The organism is Acinetobacter sp. NCu2D-2 (assembly GCF_001647675.1).
GTDB lineage: Bacteria > Pseudomonadota > Gammaproteobacteria > Pseudomonadales > Moraxellaceae > Acinetobacter.
Map to the genome: position 1 here is coordinate 1707728 of NZ_CP015594.1, position 19376 is coordinate 1727103.

Genomic DNA, 19376 nt, shown 5'->3' on the forward strand with positions numbered 1-19376 from the left:
TGATAAAATAATCTTCATTTTTCACAGACTAATAACAGTTTCCTGTCGATTGCGTGCTTCTATTCAGGCAAAATCATGCGATCATGTAGAACAAGCATATTCACAATAAATCCGTTGATTTGAGTATATAACGAATGATGGAAAAAACACGTAAACACTTACTCAGCCTTGCAATCATCAGCGCTCTAGGCGCAGCGTTTGTAACGCAAACACATGCTCAGCTGCATCTTGAAATTACCAAAGCACCAGAATCTGCACCTAAAATTGCGATTATTCCATTCAGCCAAGATCAAAGCATTTATCCTATTATAGAAAATGACTTGAATCGTTCAGGTAAATTCACAAGTAGCTCAAAAAACTTGCCTGCAACAGCAAGTTTGGATAATCCCAATGCCGCGGCTTGGGCAACTGCCGGTGTCCCTTATGTCGTAACAGGGACATCGAAAGCCAATGCAGATGGAAGTCTTGCTGTTCAATATCAATTGTACGATGTCGAGAAAAAACAATATTTATTAAATGAACTTCTCACTGTTCCTGCAAATCGTACCCGCCAAGCAGCGCATATGATCAGTGATGCAATTTATCACGCATTAACGGGCATTCAAGGTGACTTTAGTGGCCGTATTGCGTATGTACTACGTAATCCAGCAACACCTGAACAGCGCTATACCTTACAAATTGCTGACACTGATGGCGAACAACCGAAAACGATTCTGACCTCACGTGATCCAATTTTATCCCCTGCTTGGACACCAGATGCCAAGAAAATTGCTTATGTGTCATTTGAAACCAAGCGCCCTGCGATTTACCTCCAAGACCTTTCAACAGGTCAACGTGAAAAATTAGCTAGCTTCCGTGGTTTAAACGGCGCACCAAGTTTCTCACCAGATGGCAAAAGTATGCTGTTTACAGCTTCCATGCATGGCAATCCTGAAATTTATCAAATGAACTTGGAAACGCGTCAACTCGAGCGTTTAACCAATGATTCAGCCATTGATACTGAAGCGCGTTATGCACCAGATGGTAAATCATTTATTTATACCTCTGACCGTGGTGGTTCACCACAAATTTACCGCTATGATTTTGCCAATGGCACTAATAAACGTTTAACTTTCCGCGGTGCATTTAATGCACGTGGTACATTAAGTGCAGATGGTAAAAAGTTAGCCCTTGTTCATCGTCCAAGTGGCAGTAATTACAAAGTTGCTGTCCATGATATAAACTCAGGTGTGACGAATATTCTGACACCAACAAGTTTGGATGAATCACCAAGCTTCTCACCAAATGGACAAATGGTGGTATATGCGACACGTGAAGCTAATCGTGGGTTGTTATCCATCATGTCTTTAGATGGTCGCTTCCGCATGAACTTACCAAGTGAGCAAGGCGAAGTACGTGAACCCGCTTGGGCACCAAAATAAACAAAATTTTCATAAATCAAATCAACCTTCATGGAGAGGAAGATGAAAAAAGTACAATTATTCGCACTACCACTATTAGCAGTTGCTGTCGCTATGACAGGCTGTGCAAGCCGTAAACCTGCTGCACAAGTGCAAACAGGTGATCTTGCAGGTACAACTACAACGGTTAATACCCAAGGCCTAAGTGAAGATGCTGCACTAAGCGCACAAAACCTTGCAGGTGCTTCATCTCGTGGTGTCACTGCTGAAAATAAAGAGTTCCTTGCAAAACGTGTGGTGCATTTCGACTATGACAGCACCGAGTTAAGCAATGATGATTTACGTACGCTTCAGGCACATGCACAGTTCTTAATGGCAAATGCCAATTCACGTGTTGCGCTTACAGGTCATACTGATGAACGTGGTACGCGCGAATACAACATGGCTTTGGGTGAACGTCGCGCAAAAGCAGTTGAAAGCTTCCTTGTCACTTCAGGTGTAAATGCAAATCAACTTGAAGCTGTGAGCTACGGTAAAGAAATGCCTGTAAATGCAGGTCATGATGAAAGCGCATGGAAAGAAAACCGCCGCGTCGAAATCAACTATGAAGCAGTTCCACCACTGTTGAAATAATTCCCATATAAAAAAAGCACTCAACTGAGTGCTTTTTTTATGCGCTTATGATTTAAGATTTTGAGGTTGGTTCATTTACATTCGGATTCATCGATTCAATCAAATCGTGTTTGTTGAATTTTTTATATTCAGGCTTTGCTTCATAATCTTTCCAAGCCTCTCTCATTTTGTCCTCGGAAATATCATCTACAGTGATTGATTCGCCTGCTGTTGGAGTCGCGTCAAATTTCAAAGTTGTCATTATTGGTGCTCCGTTTTATTGTCCCTCTTAAATTTAACATAGCAGTTTCTGTACAAGTTGCAAGGGCAAAATCAAAACAAATAATGTAGTTTAATTTTTCTTTTACTGCGTTCTCATCTAAAATAGTCGGCAATGTTATTTTTATCGTTCTGATAAATTTTTAATCGGAGTTTTCCTGATATGTCAAACCTTAGCCTTTCCCAGTTTTTACAACAAAAAAGTGGGAATTTAACACCTGAACTTGCACAAGTAATTGAAACAATTGCCAACACTTGTAAGTCAATTGATAAATTACTGCAAAAAGGTGCGTTGGCGGGTGTTCTAGGAAGTGCTCAACACGAAAACGTTCAAGGTGAAGAACAAAAGAAATTAGATGTTATTTCAAATGACTATTTAATTGATGCTTTGAAAGTACATCCACATGTGGGTGGTTTGGCTTCAGAAGAATTGGATGAATTTACCCCTGCTCAAGAAAATGGTGATTTCCTTGTGTTATTTGACCCACTTGATGGTTCAAGTAACATCGATATCAACATGTGCGTCGGTACAATTTTCTCGATTTTACCTGCAAAAAATGCAGTGACTCAAGCTGAAGACTTTATGCAACCGGGTGTTAACCAAGCAGCAGCAGGCTATGTGTTGTATGGCCCATCAACCATGTTGGCATTAACTGTAGGTGCTGGTGTTGTCTTCTTTACTTTTGATCCAGAAACTCAAGAATTCATTTTGACTAAAGATGCGATTCAAGTTGCTGCCGATACCAAAGAATATGCAATCAATGCATCAAATCAACGTCACTGGGAAGCTCCTGTTCAACGCTATGTTGAAGAACTTCTTGCTGGTAAAACAGGTTCACGTGGTAAAGACTTCAATATGCGTTGGGTTGCATGTATGGTAGGCGATATTCATCGTATTCTTTGCCGTAGCGGTATCTTCATGTATCCATACGATACAAAAGATCCTAAAAAAGCAGGTCGTCTACGTTTAATGTATGAAGCAAACCCAATGAGTATGTTGATGGAACAAGCTGGCGGTGCTTCTACTACAGGTCGTGTACGTATTCTTGAGATTCAACCTTCAGAATTACACCAACGTGTTCCTGTGATCATCGGTTCTAAAAACGAAGTTGATCTTGTAACTAGCTACCATAACTAATTTTTATAACGGCAGTCGGCAATTCGCTGACTGTCGTGGAATTTATCTCCCATGCCAACCATTTTCCTTGAATCAAAAGACAACCCGAAAATTAAACATTTACGTGGTTTGATTGAACAAAATACATATCGTAAAAAACAAGGACAAACCATACTTGAAGGCACACATTTGTGTCTTGCATGGCTCCATGAAAATAAGAAAATTAATTCTATTTTCACCACAGAACATGCACTTTCACATCCTGATTATGAAACCATCCTGAATAAATACACCGGTGTGGTTTTTGTCATCAGCGAATCGTTATACAAAGATATTAGTACTTTAGGAACATCGATTGCCTGTATGGCAATTGTGGATATTCCAACCAATCGTGAAGCTGTAGATTTTAAAGCCGACACTTTAATTCTAGAGAATGTTCAAGACCCAGGTAATGTCGGTACATTATTACGCTCTGCTGCAGCTGCGGGTATCGATCAAATTATCTGTACCAAAGGTTCTGCATCATTGTGGTCTCCACGTGTATTACGTGCAGGTATGGGCGCGCACTTCTCACTTCAATGCTTTGAAAATATCAACCTTGAAGATGTACTGCCTAAATTCAAAATTCCAGTTTATGTAACCAGCTCACACCGTTCGGAAAGTCTGTATAGCAAAGACTTAAAGAAAGCCAGTGTTTGGATCTTAGGTAACGAAGGTCAAGGTGTTTCTGATTATGCATTAGAACATGCTGAAGCTGTGACAATCCCTCAACCTGGTGGTCAAGAGTCACTGAATGTGGCTGTAGCAGGCTCAATTTGTTTCTTTGAAATGGTTCGTCAGCGCGTTTAAACAGCCTTTCAGTTACAAATGTTTAAATCTAGGTTTAATCCCTCCAAAATAGATTAAACTACAAAAATAATAAGGTTTAATGTCAACCAAACCATTATTTCCATCGTTATATATCATATGAATTTGGAAATAATGGTGGGTATCCAATGACAGGATTTTCCATCTCTATGGATTTAGCACCGAAAAAGCTTCATTCGCAAGATTCGAGTACTTTGAGAAGTACGGCTGAGTCGCGCCTGAAGAATTTCATGCAAGATGTCACTGGACGTGCATTGGTCATGATGGAAAGTGCGACCCAAGGTCAGCAAGGCATTGCCATGGACCTTGTCCAAGAGGCTTTTATCTCATTACATAAGTCCTATGCAGATAAAAGTACCGAAGAGTGGTATCCCCTGTTCTACACCATTTTAAATCACAAATTACAAGATTGGCGTCGTAAAGAAGCACGTCGAGCTCAACCTTTTTCATTTTTCAGAAAAGTACAGCTTGATGACGATAGTGATGAACTCGATCATGTAATTGATGAATCAACACCATCTCCACTTGAATTCCTTCATCAAGCTGTAACAGCCGAAGAAATTCAAGCTGCGATTGCCTCCTTACCACAACGCCAGCAGCAAGCATTTATGCTTCGAGCTTGGGAAGGTTTTGATACCCAAACCACCGCTCAAATCATGCAATGCAGTGAAGGTAGTGTAAAAACTCATTATCACCGTGCCATACAAGGTTTACGTCAAGCATTGGCACATTTAGACCCCTTTATGGGAGGATCATCCGAATGAATCATGATGATTTTTTAAAACACGTGACACAAGAACTCGATGGAATGGCTCAGCAACACAAAGGCAAACCCATCGTAATGAATCATGTGCTTGAAGAAATTCATGCACAGAAACATTCGCATTTTGCTTTCTTAAAAATGTCAGGTTTTGCATTGGCAGCTGCTATTGCAGGTGTGGTTGTCTTACCTAATATCGGTACACATGACGAACCACAGACTCAAGTGGTTTCAACACCAAAATTATCACCACAAATGGTGGAAGACTTAGAAATGCTCATGGTTTTAGGTGAGGATAAAGTTCCACATGGCAGCTAAAAAATTAGTGCTCGCATTTTGTGCGGTTGGTTTCTTGCAAACAAGTTTTGCTGGATTTGATCGTTTTTGGATTTTTTCTAAAGATGCCAATACACAAGTGAATGATACTTGGAATACATTAAGTGAAAGTGAACAGCTTGCTCTCATTCAGAAATACCAAGCATTAAAAGAGCTTCCTGCAAGTGAACGTGCTAATCTTCAACAACGTATGGATTGGTTTACGCAACTTCCCGATGAAGAAAAACAAAAAATGCGCGAAACTTGGCAAAAAATGAGTACGCATGAACGTCGTGAACTTGCAAATCGTATGCAAAAAGCCAGTCCTGAGGAAAGACCGACTATTCGTGCCGAATATATTAATAAATATATCACTGAAGCTAAATTCTAAATATTTATAGCCGATAAAAAAGCCTCTGTTTACAGAGGCTTTTCTTTTCACTTATTTATATATTCTTCTTGAACGGTAAGCAGCTAAACCCACCAAACTAAGCAAACCAAACACTCCAAATGCACCTCCACCTGAGCTGGTATTGGTGTTTTTCGCACTGTTCTTTAATTGAATTGTTGCAGTATTAGACATTGCACCATCCGCATCAAAATAATTATAGGTCACTTGATAATCAAACTGACTGAGATTATTTTTTGCTGCAAAAGTCAGTTTTCCACCATAACAGGTTTCACGTAAGTGTGTATCTGGACATAAACCTGTACGTTCCGCTGACATGGTTAAGCCTGAGCTAATTGATTCAATACGAATTGGTGTCTCAGAACCATCACGATTCTTATAATATTGAGGTCGAACAGTCCCATCTGCGGTCGTCGTATTTTCCCCATCATCGTCATAATCATTTTCAAGTGGGTTGACTGTCACACTCAGATCATTTTCAGGATGAAGTATATAGACATCGGTTTTTGCCACAGGTGCGATATTTACAAACGATGCTGACAATACACCTGCGGACGTCTTAGGCTCTGTACCAGCATTCTGTTCTGTAATCTTATATTCACACAGCTCAGTTTTTCCAACCTCAGTCAGTGAACCATCTGTACGATAGAACATAATACGTTTAAGTTCAGGAATCCATTCACAGCGCTGTACAGGATCTAATTCAGTGTCGTAAGGATTCTCACCTTCTGTTTTTAATGTTCCCACACCTTTGGCTGAAACCTCAATTTTATAGTTTTCAGTGTTCAGCGCTTTAAGTTTTAATTCACCATTACTCGTCTCTTCTTCTTTTGGCAAAGCTAAAGCAAATGGATCAATATAAATCGCGCGGTATTTATTGTATTGTTTAGTTTTGGCTAGCAATGCTTCAAAATCTTTTAGTTCTGCCTGAATCTGTAACAGACTAGATTTATTCGCAGGATTATCTTGCATTGCCTTAAGTTCAGTAATGTTTTGCTCATAATATTCAATTAATGAGCGATACGGTGTGTTCTTAAGATCAACAATATCTGATGCGGTTAATTTCATTAACTCAACCGCACCAATATCACAGGTGTTTTCAGAATTTGGATCTAAAACAAGTTTAGATACTGTTAATCGCTCAAACCCTCGTTGATCAACTGCACTACATGCTTGATGGCCAGCATTCACAAGCTCACCTTTCGGATAATATAAAGGCAGATGTAAATTTAGTGCGGATGCTGGATAATAATTAGATAGATAGTTTTGCATATTTGCATTTGCCGCTAAGATTTTATTCTTAGAAGTTTCGGTATTTGAACTCGCAGGAATATCACAATCAGCAGCAAATGCATTATTTAATGTAACGAGTGCAATTTTTTCTTCAGCAGGCGTGTCATCTTCATTACTTTCTTCAATAGTTCTTGTAATTTGTTTAGGTGTATATTTACAATTTTTCCCTGTATTAAAAGCAAGGATATTAGAACTTAAAATTTTTGTTCCCAAATAATCGTACCAATATGTCACTGCTGCATTATTTTCAACAATGGTATTGCTCGACAAAGTCAACGTATTGCCAACTTCTAAGGGATGATTTGCATCATTAAAATGACGAATAATCACACCATTTGTTGAATCAGCAATATTACGGGCTATTGTACTGGTAGAGATATCAATACTTGATGACCCACAGATATTAATCATACTTAAACTGTTTGAGTCACCGTTTTCAACGATACTACTCTGATTAATACTTAAGGGTGAGGTGACAGGAATAAGTTTATTCTTACACTCCATGTCCCAAACACTACCATTTTTTGCTTTATTCGATTGAATTCGGGTTTTATAAATAGAAGCTGAAATGTTCTGATCACTTCCAGCAAAGTAAATGGCTCCTCCTCTATTCCCAGCTTCTGAATTTAAAATAGCTGAGTTATAGAGACTTACAGACCCACCAATAAAGAATGCACCACCATTGGCTTGTTGTGGTGTCGCTGAGATCACTTTACCATTTCTAAGTTCAATATTATTGATTTCGAGATTAGCCTTCGTCTGTGAGGTATTAAATAATCTTGAATTAAAATTTGCATCAATAATGGTTTTAAGCGCAGTTTGTTTTGGGTACTCGCCTGTCAGTTCATCTTTTTCATTTTGATCATAGGGTAATTCACCATATAAAATGACATGTGAGCGTGGTACCAGTTCACCCTTATCAAGTTTATAAACACCTTCTTTAAGTTGAATATAATCTTTTTGACCATTCAACTTGTTACCTACATTACAACCACCATACCCTTTGTTGTCATATGCGGTACGGATCGCTTCGCGTAAAGAACATTGACTTGGGTTTGTACCATCCTCATCGTCCAGTGTGGTCACTTGAATCACTTTACTTTCAGCAGCCATTAGAGAAAATGTCGATAAAATTGTGGCTACAACGATTCCCTTTTTATAAATTTTCATGTGCTTTCCCTAATCTTTTTATTTTTTTCTACGTAATACTGCCAATCCAAGCAAAATACCTAACCAACCAAACCCAACAGCACCACCCGACGTTTTTACTTTATCGCTTTTCATTTCGCCATTCGGTTCTTGAACAATATTTACGCGTACTGAAATATATGGATCACTTTCGTCAAATCGTGATGTAGTGGTGACTACTTTCATTGTCAACAGATCTGCACCATGCCAATTACCATTTGGCGTATAGGTTACATTTCCATCTAAATCAATCGTGATTTTCCCCTTTGAAGTCACGTGATTTTGTTGTTCTATCTTAATACAGCCATCTTGCCATTCTTGCCCTTGAGGTGCTGGCCCTACAATTGCATTACAGTTTTCTTTCGGTACAAGATCACTATCACCTAAAGCATCTAAAATCGAAAATTTTGCAATTTCACCCATTTTTAGATCACGACCAACTAGCATTGAAGATGTTGGAACTACAATTTCAATAGCACCTCTATCACAGCCTACATTGAATGGAATGGTTGGACGGCTATTATTACGTTGGTCATTCCCCTCACATGACAGAATTTTATTGTCTACTACTTCTGCTGCACCCTGATTTACAATTGGCGAATCTGTAATATTTAAATAGCTCAATAAAATACGTGGTCGGAAATAACCCAAAAACTGATCTTCTTTTTCGCTAAATGGACATAAGATCGCTGTATTTTCTTGCTTGATATTCGGGCAAGTACCCTCAACATCGTTGCCTGCAATAATATTTTGATCATCCTCTAATATTCTATTTGGATACGCTGTTTCACCTGCCCCACATAATGACGTGGTTAAATTATTTTGGACAATCGTATTTGTTGAATTGCTACCATCAGCCACTTTACAGTTTTCGTTATTCTTTAAAATGATACTGTTCGCGATTGAACCTAATTTAGACTCGCTTCCAGCATAGACAATACCAGCACCTTGGTTTGCTAGGATTGTCGTATTGTTGATTACGAGTCCATCATTTAGCCATAGTACAGGACCAGTATTACTGTAAAGTGTAGAGTTGGTCAGATAAGCACTGTTCGTTTGGCTTAAGCCTGTTTCACTAAACAAATTGGCAAATTGAGCATCTGAAGTCTTATTTTTACGAATGACGGATTGGCGTATACGAATACTGAGCAATTTAGTATAAATCGCTCCACCTTGCTGTGCTTCATTGCTTTCAATCAAAGTGTTGGTAATTGCCAAATAACCCTTTCCATCCGTATTCGGGCTATAAATCGCACCACCTTTATCTGCATGACCTGAAGTTAATTTTACATAGTCTAAAGTCAGGTAAGCATCAGCATAAATCAGACCGCCTTTATCAACCCAAGTCGGATTTTGATCGCTTCCCTGCAACGTTATTTCTTCAATTTTCACAGATGGTAAGTCAATCACAACAGGCGTAGCTGTTTCACCTTCTTCTGGCTCAACAGGCGCTGGAGCTTCACCTTTTTCTATCAATAATATGCGCTTGCCATTGGCTGCTTGGATAACGGCATTTTTTAAACCTTTGTTAACGGTCTGCGTCACATTGGTTTCATAAAATGTTTTAATCGTTGCAGAAACATTTAGGACCAAATGACCTTCGGTTAACTTATAAATTTCTTTTTCTTTTAAGAGAATGGTATTGGTTGAATTTTCTCCACCACAACCATGATAACCTTCTTTCGGCATCCCCATATTGATGTAATGAATGGCTTCACGCAAAGAACATTCTTTGTCATTTACATCATTATCTAATGTCGTGGTAACAGTAATATCAGCACCAAAAGTTTGCCCTGCAATAAAAAGCAATCCTAGGCCTATGCTCTTTTTGAGCATAATTCTCTCCTTAATTTTTTATCTTCTTTTTCTTCTTTAGTTGCAACATCCCTGCAACATAGAATTATTTTGCCCTACTGTGTCATATACTGCTGAAATTCTCAACAATTTTTATAAATTACCGATATTCGTCAATCAGTGCATAAATTTGTCTTAAATTGGCATGGCTCACTTTGAGCTTTTCGCCTTTAAATAATTGAATAATTTGTTCTAATGTTTGTAAAAGCACCGAAGTTTGATGTGGTCCATTATTCAATAAATAATCAAAAATCTGTTGGTCTAAATGAATACCCCGGCGGTCAAGTACAGAGGACACTAATGCAAATCGATCGGCATATAAACTACCATTCGGTACACGTGTACTTACCGCTTGAGTTAAGCGAGATTGTAAATCGGGAAGTTCTAATTTGAGTTCAATCGGCGCTAGTCGAGATGAAAAGACCAATTGACCACCACCTTCATTATTATAATTAATCAGGTGAAAAACAGCCTTTTGCCAATGTGGAACACCACTAATGGCTTCGATATCATCTAAAGCCACTAAGTCATATTGATCGAGTGAAGTAATCGCTTCAGTCGGAGCATCCAATAGTTCGAGTAGCGAGACTTGAATCGCGGATTTACCGATTTCCAAATAGGAGTCACAAATCGCCGACAGCAAATGACTTTTTCCTGTACCTGCTCCTCCATAAACATAAAACCGGCTAATTAATCCCGCATGAAGTTGGCGTATTGCGTCAATGACGTGCCCCCACCCTGGACCCGAAAAATCACTAATTCGGGCATCAAGTTGAGGTTCAATGTCTAACTGTAATTGACGCATATATATAAGAACGCCTTATTCATCATTATCTATGGTTTTTCCAATCTTACTCGATTTTTCATTGGCTTGCAGCGTTTTCGCAGCGTTCGGTTTAACTTCAATATCAACATCCACTTCAGAGGTTTCAATATTGATTGAGCCATTTCCATCTGCGTGAACAAGCGTAACTTGTGAATCATAAAGTTGACTATGCTCATAATATTCACGCAAATGTTTAAGTAATACAACAATGACCGCTGCAACTGGCAAAGCAATCAACATGCCAAGGAAACCGCCTAGCTGTGCACCTGCAAGCACCGCAAATACAACAGCTACAGGTGACAAACCAATTTTATCTCCAAGTAAGAAAGGCTGAAGAATATAGCCTTCAACAGCTTGTCCGACCATAAACACCACAACCACTAAAGCGATTTGCATCCAATCTATGCCAAATTGGAATAAGGTCGCAATCATAGCCGCAATAATTCCGACTGCAAAACCCAAATAAGGAATAATACTCGCAAGACCTGCAATCATCCCAATGATCAGTCCAACTTCCACGCCGATCAATTGCAACCCTACAGCATAGACAATACCCAGAAGAATCATCACCAAGAATTGTCCTTTTACAAATGCCCCCAATACAGAGTGACATTCACCAACAATTTTCATGGTTTCAGGTTCATATTGGCGCGGAATAAGACGACGTAAACTCTCTAGCATGCGATCCCAATCAAGCAAGAAATAGAACGCAATAATTGGAATTAAAACGATCACACCACCGATCTGTAAGAAGCTCAAACCAGATTGTGCAAGCTTCAAGACCATCGCTTGAATACTGTCAGCGCTGTAATTGGTTTGTACATATTCCATGACAGCTGCAGTAATCTGATCGGTATCCAATTCCATTGGCACTAGATTAAATGTAGAGGACGCCCACGGCAGGAAATTATAATTAATCCAATGAATACCTTCAGGAATATGTGATTTTGCATACATCAGCTGCTTCCACACCAAAGGTAATAGATACCAAAGTGCGAAGGTCAAAACGACACCAATACCGACAAACACCACACTAATTGAAAGCCAACGTGGCATGCCAATTTTAGCCAGACGATCGACCAAAGGACTGAACAAATATGCGATCAAAAATGCGCCAACAAAAGGAACTAAAACTGGTTTAAGAAGATATAAAACCCAAAGTATCAGCGCGATACTTGCGAGGATAAAAATGCGACGTAGGGTACGATCTACCATAGAATCCCGCCTTTTTTCATTTAATCATTATAAAAAGTAAAATATTTCAATAAAGATAGCATTTTAGGGCATAAATAACATAAGAGTTTCGTATATTCAGGTTATAATCCCCGCGCGAATGCGGAGACTTCATTATGAGCAACTCAACTTCTACCCCAAACACTGGTTTAAGCTACAAAGATGCAGGTGTCGACATTGAAGCGGGCGACGCGTTAGTCGATCGAATCAAATCTGTCGCTAAGCGCACAAAACGTCCTGAAGTAATGGGCGGTCTTGGTGGCTTTGGCGCACTTTGTAAAATTCCTAAAGGTTATGAAGAACCTGTTCTCGTATCTGGCACGGATGGTGTAGGTACAAAATTACGTTTAGCACTCAATTTGAACCGTCATGACACAATTGGTCAAGACTTGGTGGCAATGTGTGTAAACGATCTTTTGGTATGTGGTGCTGAACCATTATTCTTCCTTGACTACTATGCAACTGGTCACTTAAATGTAGATGTTGCAGCAAATGTAGTAACAGGTATCGGTGCTGGTTGTGAACTTGCAGGCTGTGCGCTTGTGGGTGGTGAAACTGCTGAAATGCCAGGCATGTATGAAGGCGAAGACTATGATCTTGCAGGCTTCTGTGTTGGCGTGGTTGAGCAAAGCAAAATTATTGATGGCTCTAAAGTTAAAGCGGGTGACGTTTTAGTAGGTGTTGTATCTTCAGGTGCACATTCAAATGGTTACTCTCTTCTTCGTAAAATTCTTGATGTCAAAAATGTTGATTTAAATCAAATCATCGATGGTCGTCCACTTGCAGATGTTGCAATGGAACCAACACGTATTTACGTTAAACCGATCCTTGAATTGCTAAAACATGTTGATGTGCATGCAATGGCACACATCACTGGTGGTGGTTTACCAGGTAACTTACCTCGTGTCCTTCCAAATGGTGCTCAAGCTGTGATTAATGAATCATCTTGGGAATGGCCTGAATTGTTCAAATTGCTTCAAAAAGAAGGTGGTGTTGAACAATTTGAAATGTACCGTACATTTAACTGTGGCGTAGGTATGGTTTTAGCCGTAGATGCACAAGATGCTGACAAAACTGTTGAATTGCTGAACAGCTTAGGCGAAAAAGCATGGACCATGGGTCACATTGTTGATAACGCTGAATCTGTTGAAGGTGCTGACGAAAAAATCCGTGTGATTTTCGCATAAGTACCGCACATGATAAAAATTGCTGTACTGGTTTCAGGTAATGGCTCAAACCTGCAAGCCTTGATTGATGCAAATCTTTCAGGGCAAATTGTTGGGGTGATTTCCAATAAACCTGAAGCCTATGCTTTAGAACGAGCAAAAAAAGCCAATATTGCGACTGCTGTCATTGAGCATAAGCAATACCCTAATCGTGAAGCTTTCGATGATGTGATGCATCAACAGCTTTTGGATTGGGAGGTAGATCTTGTAATTTTAGCTGGCTTTATGCGTATTTTAAGTGAAAAATTCGTGAAAGCATGGGAAGGGAAAATGATTAATATCCACCCTTCTCTATTGCCAAATTACAAAGGAATGCACACTCATCAGCGTGTGTTAAATACAGGCGATCGCTTACATGGCTGTACTGTGCATTATGTCACTGCTGAACTTGATGCAGGTCAAGCACTGGCACAAGGGGTTTTACAAGTCGGCATTCATGATGATGCTGTGAGTTTAGCTTCACGTGTCCATGTACTTGAACATCTCATTTACCCACAGGTCGCTGAATGGATCTGTAATGGCACTGTCATCTATACCGATCAAGGTGTGCTCTTTAAAGAGCAACCATTGCTTGAGCCAATTCAGTTTTGTAAGTTCTAACTTAAATACTTGATATAAAAAACGCATCCTCGGATGCGTTTTTTATTTAAGCACTTAGCTGTTGAATGGTTTGCTTTAATAGCTGTGCAATATCATTCGGTCGTTCAAGCGGGAACATGTGCCCACCTTCAACCACGGTATAATCTATACCAAACTTCTTCTTAATCATTTTCGGGAAGCCTGGTTTTAAAAATGGACCTTTCTTCGCCACAACCAAATGCATTGGTACTTGTGGTTTAGGCTGAGGTAACCACCAAAGCGATGGATTGGTTCTAAAAATATTAACCTCATCCATTTTTGGGATGGTGAGCTGAACCCCACCGCGAATTGGATCATCTGTCAAAGCATGATCAATATAAGCTTGGAAGCATTCTGTATCAAAATCTTGATAGAAACCTTTTGGACGCAATAACTCAGCGGCCTGTTCGCGAGAATCCCAATGATCACGACGGCGCAAAGACAATGCTGCAGGAGACATCGTATCTACAATTTTAAGTTTCAGAACTTTAGCAATATGCATCCCTAAAGAATGCATACCCATAATCAACGGTGGATCAAGCATAATCACTTGTTCAAACAATTCAGGTCGTTTTAAAGCTGCTTGAAATGACAACACAGCTCCAAGTGAATGCCCGATCGCAATCACTTTACGGCCTTGTGACTGCTGCACGACACTATCAATTACTTGCTGGGTCAAACTCTTCCAATGATTATCAATTGGATAACGCTGATCAGGCCCCAATAAAGGGGTGTAAATCACATCGTATTCATCTGCAAGTGCATCAAAAAGTTTCTGATACACTTTGGCAGGTACACCATTCGCATGGGCAAAATGAATTATTGGTTTCATTGTAAAGTCGTATTGTTCTCTGTTTTTAATTGCTGAGAAATCGATGTCGCGATACCTTCACCAAATGATGCTCCCATACGACCTAAAATAGACTCGAGTGGATTGTGTTCAATGGTGTAGTTCACCGCTTTATCTGTTTTTAATTCACGTTTCAAATTTTGAAGACTACCAGTGCGATCGGCAATGCCCAGTGCGACTGCTTGTTCACCTGTCCAGAACAGCCCTGAGAAGATTGCAGGATCTTGCGATTTCAGTTTATTACCGCGACCTTGTTTAACAGCATTAATAAAGTGGCTATGTACGTTATCTAACACACCTTGTACATGGGCTTTTTGAGCAGCATCTACAGGTTGCGTCATCGACAAGATCGCTTTGTTTTCACCTGAGGTCATTGTACGGTCTTCAACACCCAATTTTTGCATCAGGTTGTTTACGCCGTAATTTGGCATGATCACACCAATTGAACCCACAAGACTCGATGGATTGACAATAATTTCATCTGCTGCTGATGCAATATAATAAGCGCCAGATGCACCTGTATCACCAATCACAGCATAAAGTTTCTTGGTCGGATATTCTTTTTTCAAATAACGAATTTCTTGCCAGATTTCATCAGACTGTACTGGTGAACCACCCGGTGAGTTAATATTTAAAACAACGGCTTTACTGTCTTTATTCGCAAAGGCTTTTTTCAAGGCTTTGTTGGTATTGGTACTATTGACACTTTGTTTATCTGCGGCGATGGTACCAATCACATCTACGACTGCTAAATGAGAACCAGAGGTCGTACTCGCATCTGTCGGTGAGCTGCTGCATCCTTTTCCAAGTGCAACAATAATAAAAACCAAATAGGCAAAAGTTAAGAACTTAAAGAAAATGCCCCAGCGACGCGCACGACGCTGTTCTTCTACAGAAGCAAGTACAGCTTTTTCAAGAAGTTTCCATTCAGGTCCAGTAGGTTGCATAGGCTGTTGAATCTTATCAGTTTGATTTTCAGGTTTTGGTGGCCAATCGGACATAAATAATCCAATAATTGAGTTATATTGCACCCATTATATACATGGAAACGCTAAAATCTGTTTAAAAGGTGGCTTTTCACTTATAATAATTTTACTTATATCATCTTATGCAATTGACAAGTTTCAATGAATAAACAAGAGTCAAAGAATTCACTTTACGGTTTACTGAACTTTGTCAGTCGCTTGCCTCTTCAGATTCTGCGTGGTTTTGCTCGTGGTTTAGCGGGACTCGTCAATATCTTTCATATTACAAAAACCTCTAAAATTATTCGTCTGAATCTTAAAATTACCTTACCTGAACTGTCAGACCAGCAACGTGAAGCGATTACACGCCAAGCGATTCGCAATGAACTGATGTCTTATTTTGAATTTTTCAGTATTTGGGGTTCAACGAATCAAAAAAATATCGATCGAATTCATCACATTTCAGGTGAACACCTATTACATGATGCACTTGCTGCAAAAAAAGGCGTAGTTTTAATCGTTCCACATTTTGGTACATGGGAAGTCATGAACGCCTATATCGCGCAATTCACCCCCATGACCATTATGTATAAACCTGTTAAAGATGAATCCGCTGACCGATTTGTGCGTGAAGCACGCAGTCGTGAAAATGCGCATTTGGTGCCAACAGATGAATCTGGTGTGCGTCAAATTTTTAAAGCACTAAAACAAGGCGGTACAACGGTTATTTTACCGGACCATACTCCAAATGTCGGTGGTGAATATATTCCTTATTTTGGTGTGCCACTCGCAACTAGTAATTTAAGTGCCAAACTCATCCAAAAGACCAAAGCCAAAGTACTTTTTTTGCATGCCAAACGTAATTCCAATCAAGGTTTCGATATGAGTATCGAACCGATAAGTGATGCAATTTATGATTGCGATGCAAACACGGGCACTCAAATTATTTTAGAAGCATTAAAAGCACTCATTCAACGTCATCCTGAACATTATCATTGGAGTTATAAACGCTTTAAAGCACATCCAAAATTGGGACGTATTTATGATATAGATGAAAACCTTGCACTCGAAAAAATTGACGCAATACGCAAAGAAAACCTTCATTAATCTTTAATACGTTTTGGTCTTTGCAACCAGCGATATTGGTCACGATAAGTTTGAAGCACGAATTGATTGTGCTTCATTACAAAATGCACACTGCCCTGCTCAGCTGTCGTCATTAAAAGAATATTTAGGTCCTTTAATCGTGCTTGTGTCAGTTTACTCGGATGTCCATAACGATTAAATCGCCCTGCTGAAGCAATAGCAAGTTTAGGTTGATAGTATTTTAGAAAATCGTAAGCCGAACTGTTGTGACTGCCATGATGCCCGAGCACTAAAACATCGACCTTTAAATGTGGATAGCGTTGCATCAGTTCAAATTCAGTTTGCCAGCCTGCATCTCCCATGAGTAGAAAATTTTGATACGGTCCTCTATTCGGAATATAGACATGCAACACACATGAATTTTCATTTTTGTTAAATGATCTCTCTTTCGATTTTTGCATTGCAGGTGAAAGCACCTTAATCACTACTTTTGTATCTAGGCTTAAATCTTGCCCTACCTGACAAAGTTGAAACCTTGAGGATGTGGTATTGGGGAAATCTTCATTGGCATAAATCTCTTTTATTGCTAATTTTTCTTTAATGCTTTCAAAAGCACCACTGTGATCCTGATCAAGATGGGTCAGTACAAGATAATCTAATTGCCGAACTCCGTGCACCGATAGAAATGGCAAAATAATTTGTTTGCCCACACTGAACTTTTCTTCATCATAATAACCTCCTGTGTCGACCATCATGTTCTTTGTAGGTGCTTGTATAAAGATGGATTGGCCTTGCCCGATATCTATAATTGACAACTGAATTTCACGTTCCGCATGAGGTAAAATGAGTGGAATCAAAACGGCGTAAGACCACGATTTAGGAATCAGCCCTCTTGGTAGAAATAAGATGATGAGACAAACAATTCCTAAATACAACATCCAGCTATTCATTACTACAGGAATCAACTGTGGTGAAAAAAGAATATCGATCAACTGTAATATACCGAGTAACAATTGCATGATCAGATCATTCAACTGAAACAATAAACTCGACAGTGGTTCAAAGATAAAAAATACCAATGCTGCAACGATATCCAGTGGTACAACCAGTAAGCCAATCCAAGGGATAGCAATCAAATTACTGATGGGGCTAATCCAAGCCACTTGTTTGAAGAAAATGATCATCAATGGAAATAGAGCAATAAAAATTTTCCATTGAGATTCGACCAGAATTTTTAAGCCAAAATGAATCTTATTTATCCAGGTTTGATCATTCTGTTTGGGTTGTTGTTGAATGGTTTGATAAATTCTTAATAAAACAAAACACGCACCATAGGAAAGCCAAAAAGCAGCCGACAAAATACTGAAGGGATCAAATAAAAGAAGTAAGGCAGCGCTGATGCTTAATAGTTTGAAAGGTTGTAATTGTTGTTTGAATAAAAGCGCCAAACAGACTAGTGCACTCATAAGCAGTGTTCTTAATGCAGGGATTTCAAAGCCCACAAAAGCACAATAGAGCAACACACAGAGTAAAAATGGCAAACACAGAAAATATTGACGTGGAATTTTTAAAAATAGCGTTGGACATTTTCGTGAGATGATCCAATTCAATACACCACAAAACATCAAGGCAAAAATCACCACATAAGGTCCTGATATTGCTAGTAAATGACTCATACCAAAACGCTGGAATTGTTGTTTAGTCTGTTTGGACAATAGGCTTTCATCACCTGTGAGTAATGCCAACAATAAACCTTTATTCCGAATGGGCTGTCTTATAAAAAAAGACCGAAACTCAGCACGTTGTTGTTCTATTTTTAATGCGAATCGTGCAGACAAACGATGTTGTTTTCGAACATAGCGACTATAGCCAAGCTGACTAACTTCTGCTTCACTCAAACTTTGGGCGGACTTAACCCGAAAACCTGCCATGATATTTTGTTCGATATACCATTTTTCCACATCAAAGGCACCATCAGTGGCATAACTTTGAGTAGGTCTCAACTCACCTTCTAAGCGATAATATTGTCCTAAAGTAATACTTTCATCTGCTGCTATTTTCAGTTTCTCAGGTTGAATTGATGCCATCCATTTCGATGTACTGCCATCCACATGCAAAACTTCAATTGGCTGTTGAATGCTGCTTTCTGTCCATTGGTCTAACTGCTTGATATAAGCGATCACTGAGACTGTTTTTCTCTCATGTTCGACAGTTTTTAAACGTTCATTTAATGATTGATTGGCATAAGCACTACCCAAAATAAAAGCCAAAGCAAAACTTATAAAAACGAGTGATACCCGAATATAGATACTTTTAAACTGACTATACAGAATGCGAACAATGATGACCCAAATAATGAGTAAAGTCGTGACTTGAAAAAAGTTTAGTTCAAAGCCTAATAATGAGCGTCCCATCATCGCGACACCCAATATCCAGCCCAAACATAAACTTAATAGCATTGTTATTGTTCTTATTTAT

General features: G+C 39.2%; 18 protein-coding genes. 10 read left to right on the forward strand and 8 right to left on the reverse strand.

The features are described 5' to 3' along the window. The first annotated feature begins 137 nt into the window (after positions 1 to 137). Both tolB and pal read left to right on the forward strand, forming a co-directional pair. Positions 138 to 1421: a Tol-Pal system beta propeller repeat protein TolB gene (gene tolB, locus A3K93_RS08160; protein ID WP_171255098.1), complete on the forward strand. Its 1284-nt coding sequence runs from the start codon at positions 138 to 140 to the stop codon at positions 1419 to 1421. 42 nt (positions 1422 to 1463) lie between these two features. Continuing rightward, positions 1464 to 2033, forward strand: a complete 570-nt coding sequence (pal, locus tag A3K93_RS08165; protein WP_067730604.1) for a peptidoglycan-associated lipoprotein Pal — start codon at positions 1464 to 1466, stop codon at positions 2031 to 2033. A gap of 52 nt (positions 2034 to 2085) precedes the next feature. Here pal and A3K93_RS08170 read toward each other — a convergent pair whose 3' ends face one another. Next, entirely contained in the window at positions 2086 to 2274 is a 189-nt protein-coding gene (locus tag A3K93_RS08170) for an NF038105 family protein (RefSeq protein ID WP_067730606.1), read from the reverse strand. Between the two features lie 180 nt (positions 2275 to 2454). Between A3K93_RS08170 and A3K93_RS08175 the strand changes: the two genes are divergently transcribed. From A3K93_RS08175 to A3K93_RS08195, 5 genes are all read left to right on the forward strand, one after another. Beyond that, positions 2455 to 3429, forward strand: a complete 975-nt coding sequence (locus A3K93_RS08175) for a class 1 fructose-bisphosphatase (protein WP_067730608.1) — start codon at positions 2455 to 2457, stop codon at positions 3427 to 3429. Positions 3430 to 3480: 51 nt separating this feature from the next. Next, complete coding sequence (locus A3K93_RS08180) at positions 3481 to 4257, forward strand: TrmH family RNA methyltransferase (RefSeq protein WP_067730610.1); 777 nt, start codon at positions 3481 to 3483, stop codon at positions 4255 to 4257. 167 nt (positions 4258 to 4424) lie between these two features. Then, positions 4425 to 5039 carry an RNA polymerase sigma factor gene (locus A3K93_RS08185; protein ID WP_067730611.1) on the forward strand — a complete coding sequence of 205 codons (615 nt, stop codon included), beginning with the start codon at positions 4425 to 4427 and terminating at the stop codon, positions 5037 to 5039. Then, positions 5036 to 5353, forward strand: a complete 318-nt coding sequence (locus A3K93_RS08190) for a hypothetical protein (RefSeq protein ID WP_067730612.1) — start codon at positions 5036 to 5038, stop codon at positions 5351 to 5353. Before A3K93_RS08185 ends, A3K93_RS08190 begins: the two co-directional genes overlap by 4 nt. Beyond that, a complete protein-coding gene (locus A3K93_RS08195) occupies positions 5343 to 5741 on the forward strand; it encodes a DUF3106 domain-containing protein (RefSeq protein ID WP_067730613.1) in 399 nt (132 codons plus the stop codon). Before A3K93_RS08190 ends, A3K93_RS08195 begins: the two co-directional genes overlap by 11 nt. Positions 5742 to 5792: 51 nt before the next feature. Here the strand turns inward: A3K93_RS08195 and A3K93_RS08200 are convergent, their stop codons facing one another. From A3K93_RS08200 to cxpE, 4 genes are all read right to left on the reverse strand, one after another. Beyond that, positions 5793 to 8222 carry a CSLREA domain-containing protein gene (locus A3K93_RS08200; RefSeq protein ID WP_067730614.1) on the reverse strand — a complete coding sequence of 810 codons (2430 nt, stop codon included), beginning with the start codon at positions 8220 to 8222 and terminating at the stop codon, positions 5793 to 5795. Positions 8223 to 8240: 18 nt separating this feature from the next. After that, positions 8241 to 10076 (reverse strand): rhombotarget A, encoded by a 1836-nt coding sequence (gene rbtA / locus A3K93_RS08205; RefSeq protein WP_067730615.1) that lies wholly within the window; start codon positions 10074 to 10076, stop codon positions 8241 to 8243. A gap of 118 nt (positions 10077 to 10194) precedes the next feature. Beyond that, positions 10195 to 10899 carry a DnaA regulatory inactivator Hda gene (gene hda, locus A3K93_RS08210; protein ID WP_067730616.1) on the reverse strand — a complete coding sequence of 235 codons (705 nt, stop codon included), beginning with the start codon at positions 10897 to 10899 and terminating at the stop codon, positions 10195 to 10197. A 15-nt stretch (positions 10900 to 10914) separates the two neighbouring features. Beyond that, positions 10915 to 12135, reverse strand: a complete 1221-nt coding sequence (cxpE, locus tag A3K93_RS08215) for a chloramphenicol efflux transporter CxpE (RefSeq protein WP_067730618.1) — start codon at positions 12133 to 12135, stop codon at positions 10915 to 10917. A 134-nt stretch (positions 12136 to 12269) separates the two neighbouring features. Between cxpE and purM the strand changes: the two genes are divergently transcribed. Then, on the forward strand, positions 12270 to 13340 hold the full coding sequence (gene purM / locus A3K93_RS08220) for a phosphoribosylformylglycinamidine cyclo-ligase (RefSeq protein WP_067730620.1): 1071 nt from the start codon (positions 12270 to 12272) through the stop codon (positions 13338 to 13340). Positions 13341 to 13349: 9 nt separating this feature from the next. Further along, on the forward strand, positions 13350 to 13979 hold the full coding sequence (gene purN, locus A3K93_RS08225) for a phosphoribosylglycinamide formyltransferase (protein ID WP_067730622.1): 630 nt from the start codon (positions 13350 to 13352) through the stop codon (positions 13977 to 13979). Positions 13980 to 14025: 46 nt separating this feature from the next. On the opposite strand, the gene A3K93_RS08230 is transcribed toward purN, so the two are convergent. Both A3K93_RS08230 and sppA read right to left on the reverse strand, forming a co-directional pair. Next, a complete protein-coding gene (locus A3K93_RS08230; protein WP_067730624.1) occupies positions 14026 to 14829 on the reverse strand; it encodes an alpha/beta fold hydrolase in 804 nt (267 codons plus the stop codon). Then, positions 14826 to 15848, reverse strand: a complete 1023-nt coding sequence (gene sppA / locus A3K93_RS08235) for a signal peptide peptidase SppA (RefSeq protein WP_067730626.1) — start codon at positions 15846 to 15848, stop codon at positions 14826 to 14828. Before sppA ends, A3K93_RS08230 begins: the two co-directional genes overlap by 4 nt. A 126-nt stretch (positions 15849 to 15974) precedes the next feature. On the opposite strand from sppA, the gene A3K93_RS08240 reads away from it, so the two are divergent. Further along, complete coding sequence (locus A3K93_RS08240; RefSeq protein ID WP_067730628.1) at positions 15975 to 16919, forward strand: lysophospholipid acyltransferase family protein; 945 nt, start codon at positions 15975 to 15977, stop codon at positions 16917 to 16919. Here the strand turns inward: A3K93_RS08240 and A3K93_RS08245 are convergent. Then, complete coding sequence (locus A3K93_RS08245; RefSeq protein WP_067730631.1) at positions 16916 to 19357, reverse strand: DNA internalization-related competence protein ComEC/Rec2; 2442 nt, start codon at positions 19355 to 19357, stop codon at positions 16916 to 16918. The genes A3K93_RS08240 and A3K93_RS08245 overlap by 4 nt on opposite strands. Between the last annotated feature and the right edge of the window lie 19 nt (positions 19358 to 19376).

What these genes read in the sequence shown, in the direction of transcription:
- A3K93_RS08180 (WP_067730610.1), top strand. Translation starts at nt 3,481, where the DNA reads ATGCCAACCATTTTCCTTGAATCAAAAGACAACCCGAAAATTAAACAT.
- purM (WP_067730620.1), top strand. Translation starts at nt 12,270, where the DNA reads ATGAGCAACTCAACTTCTACCCCAAACACTGGTTTAAGCTACAAAGAT.
- A3K93_RS08190 (WP_067730612.1), top strand. Translation starts at nt 5,036, where the DNA reads ATGAATCATGATGATTTTTTAAAACACGTGACACAAGAACTCGATGGA.
- A3K93_RS08195 (WP_067730613.1), top strand. Translation starts at nt 5,343, where the DNA reads ATGGCAGCTAAAAAATTAGTGCTCGCATTTTGTGCGGTTGGTTTCTTG.
- A3K93_RS08245 (WP_067730631.1), bottom strand. Translation starts at nt 19,357, where the DNA reads ATGCTATTAAGTTTATGTTTGGGCTGGATATTGGGTGTCGCGATGATG.
- cxpE (WP_067730618.1), bottom strand. Translation starts at nt 12,135, where the DNA reads ATGGTAGATCGTACCCTACGTCGCATTTTTATCCTCGCAAGTATCGCG.
- hda (WP_067730616.1), bottom strand. Translation starts at nt 10,899, where the DNA reads ATGCGTCAATTACAGTTAGACATTGAACCTCAACTTGATGCCCGAATT.
- pal (WP_067730604.1), top strand. Translation starts at nt 1,464, where the DNA reads ATGAAAAAAGTACAATTATTCGCACTACCACTATTAGCAGTTGCTGTC.
- sppA (WP_067730626.1), bottom strand. Translation starts at nt 15,848, where the DNA reads ATGTCCGATTGGCCACCAAAACCTGAAAATCAAACTGATAAGATTCAA.
- A3K93_RS08240 (WP_067730628.1), top strand. Translation starts at nt 15,975, where the DNA reads ATGAATAAACAAGAGTCAAAGAATTCACTTTACGGTTTACTGAACTTT.
- purN (WP_067730622.1), top strand. Translation starts at nt 13,350, where the DNA reads ATGATAAAAATTGCTGTACTGGTTTCAGGTAATGGCTCAAACCTGCAA.
- A3K93_RS08185 (WP_067730611.1), top strand. Translation starts at nt 4,425, where the DNA reads ATGGATTTAGCACCGAAAAAGCTTCATTCGCAAGATTCGAGTACTTTG.
- A3K93_RS08230 (WP_067730624.1), bottom strand. Translation starts at nt 14,829, where the DNA reads ATGAAACCAATAATTCATTTTGCCCATGCGAATGGTGTACCTGCCAAA.
- rbtA (WP_067730615.1), bottom strand. Translation starts at nt 10,076, where the DNA reads ATGCTCAAAAAGAGCATAGGCCTAGGATTGCTTTTTATTGCAGGGCAA.
- A3K93_RS08175 (WP_067730608.1), top strand. Translation starts at nt 2,455, where the DNA reads ATGTCAAACCTTAGCCTTTCCCAGTTTTTACAACAAAAAAGTGGGAAT.
- tolB (WP_171255098.1), top strand. Translation starts at nt 138, where the DNA reads ATGGAAAAAACACGTAAACACTTACTCAGCCTTGCAATCATCAGCGCT.
- A3K93_RS08170 (WP_067730606.1), bottom strand. Translation starts at nt 2,274, where the DNA reads ATGACAACTTTGAAATTTGACGCGACTCCAACAGCAGGCGAATCAATC.
- A3K93_RS08200 (WP_067730614.1), bottom strand. Translation starts at nt 8,222, where the DNA reads ATGAAAATTTATAAAAAGGGAATCGTTGTAGCCACAATTTTATCGACA.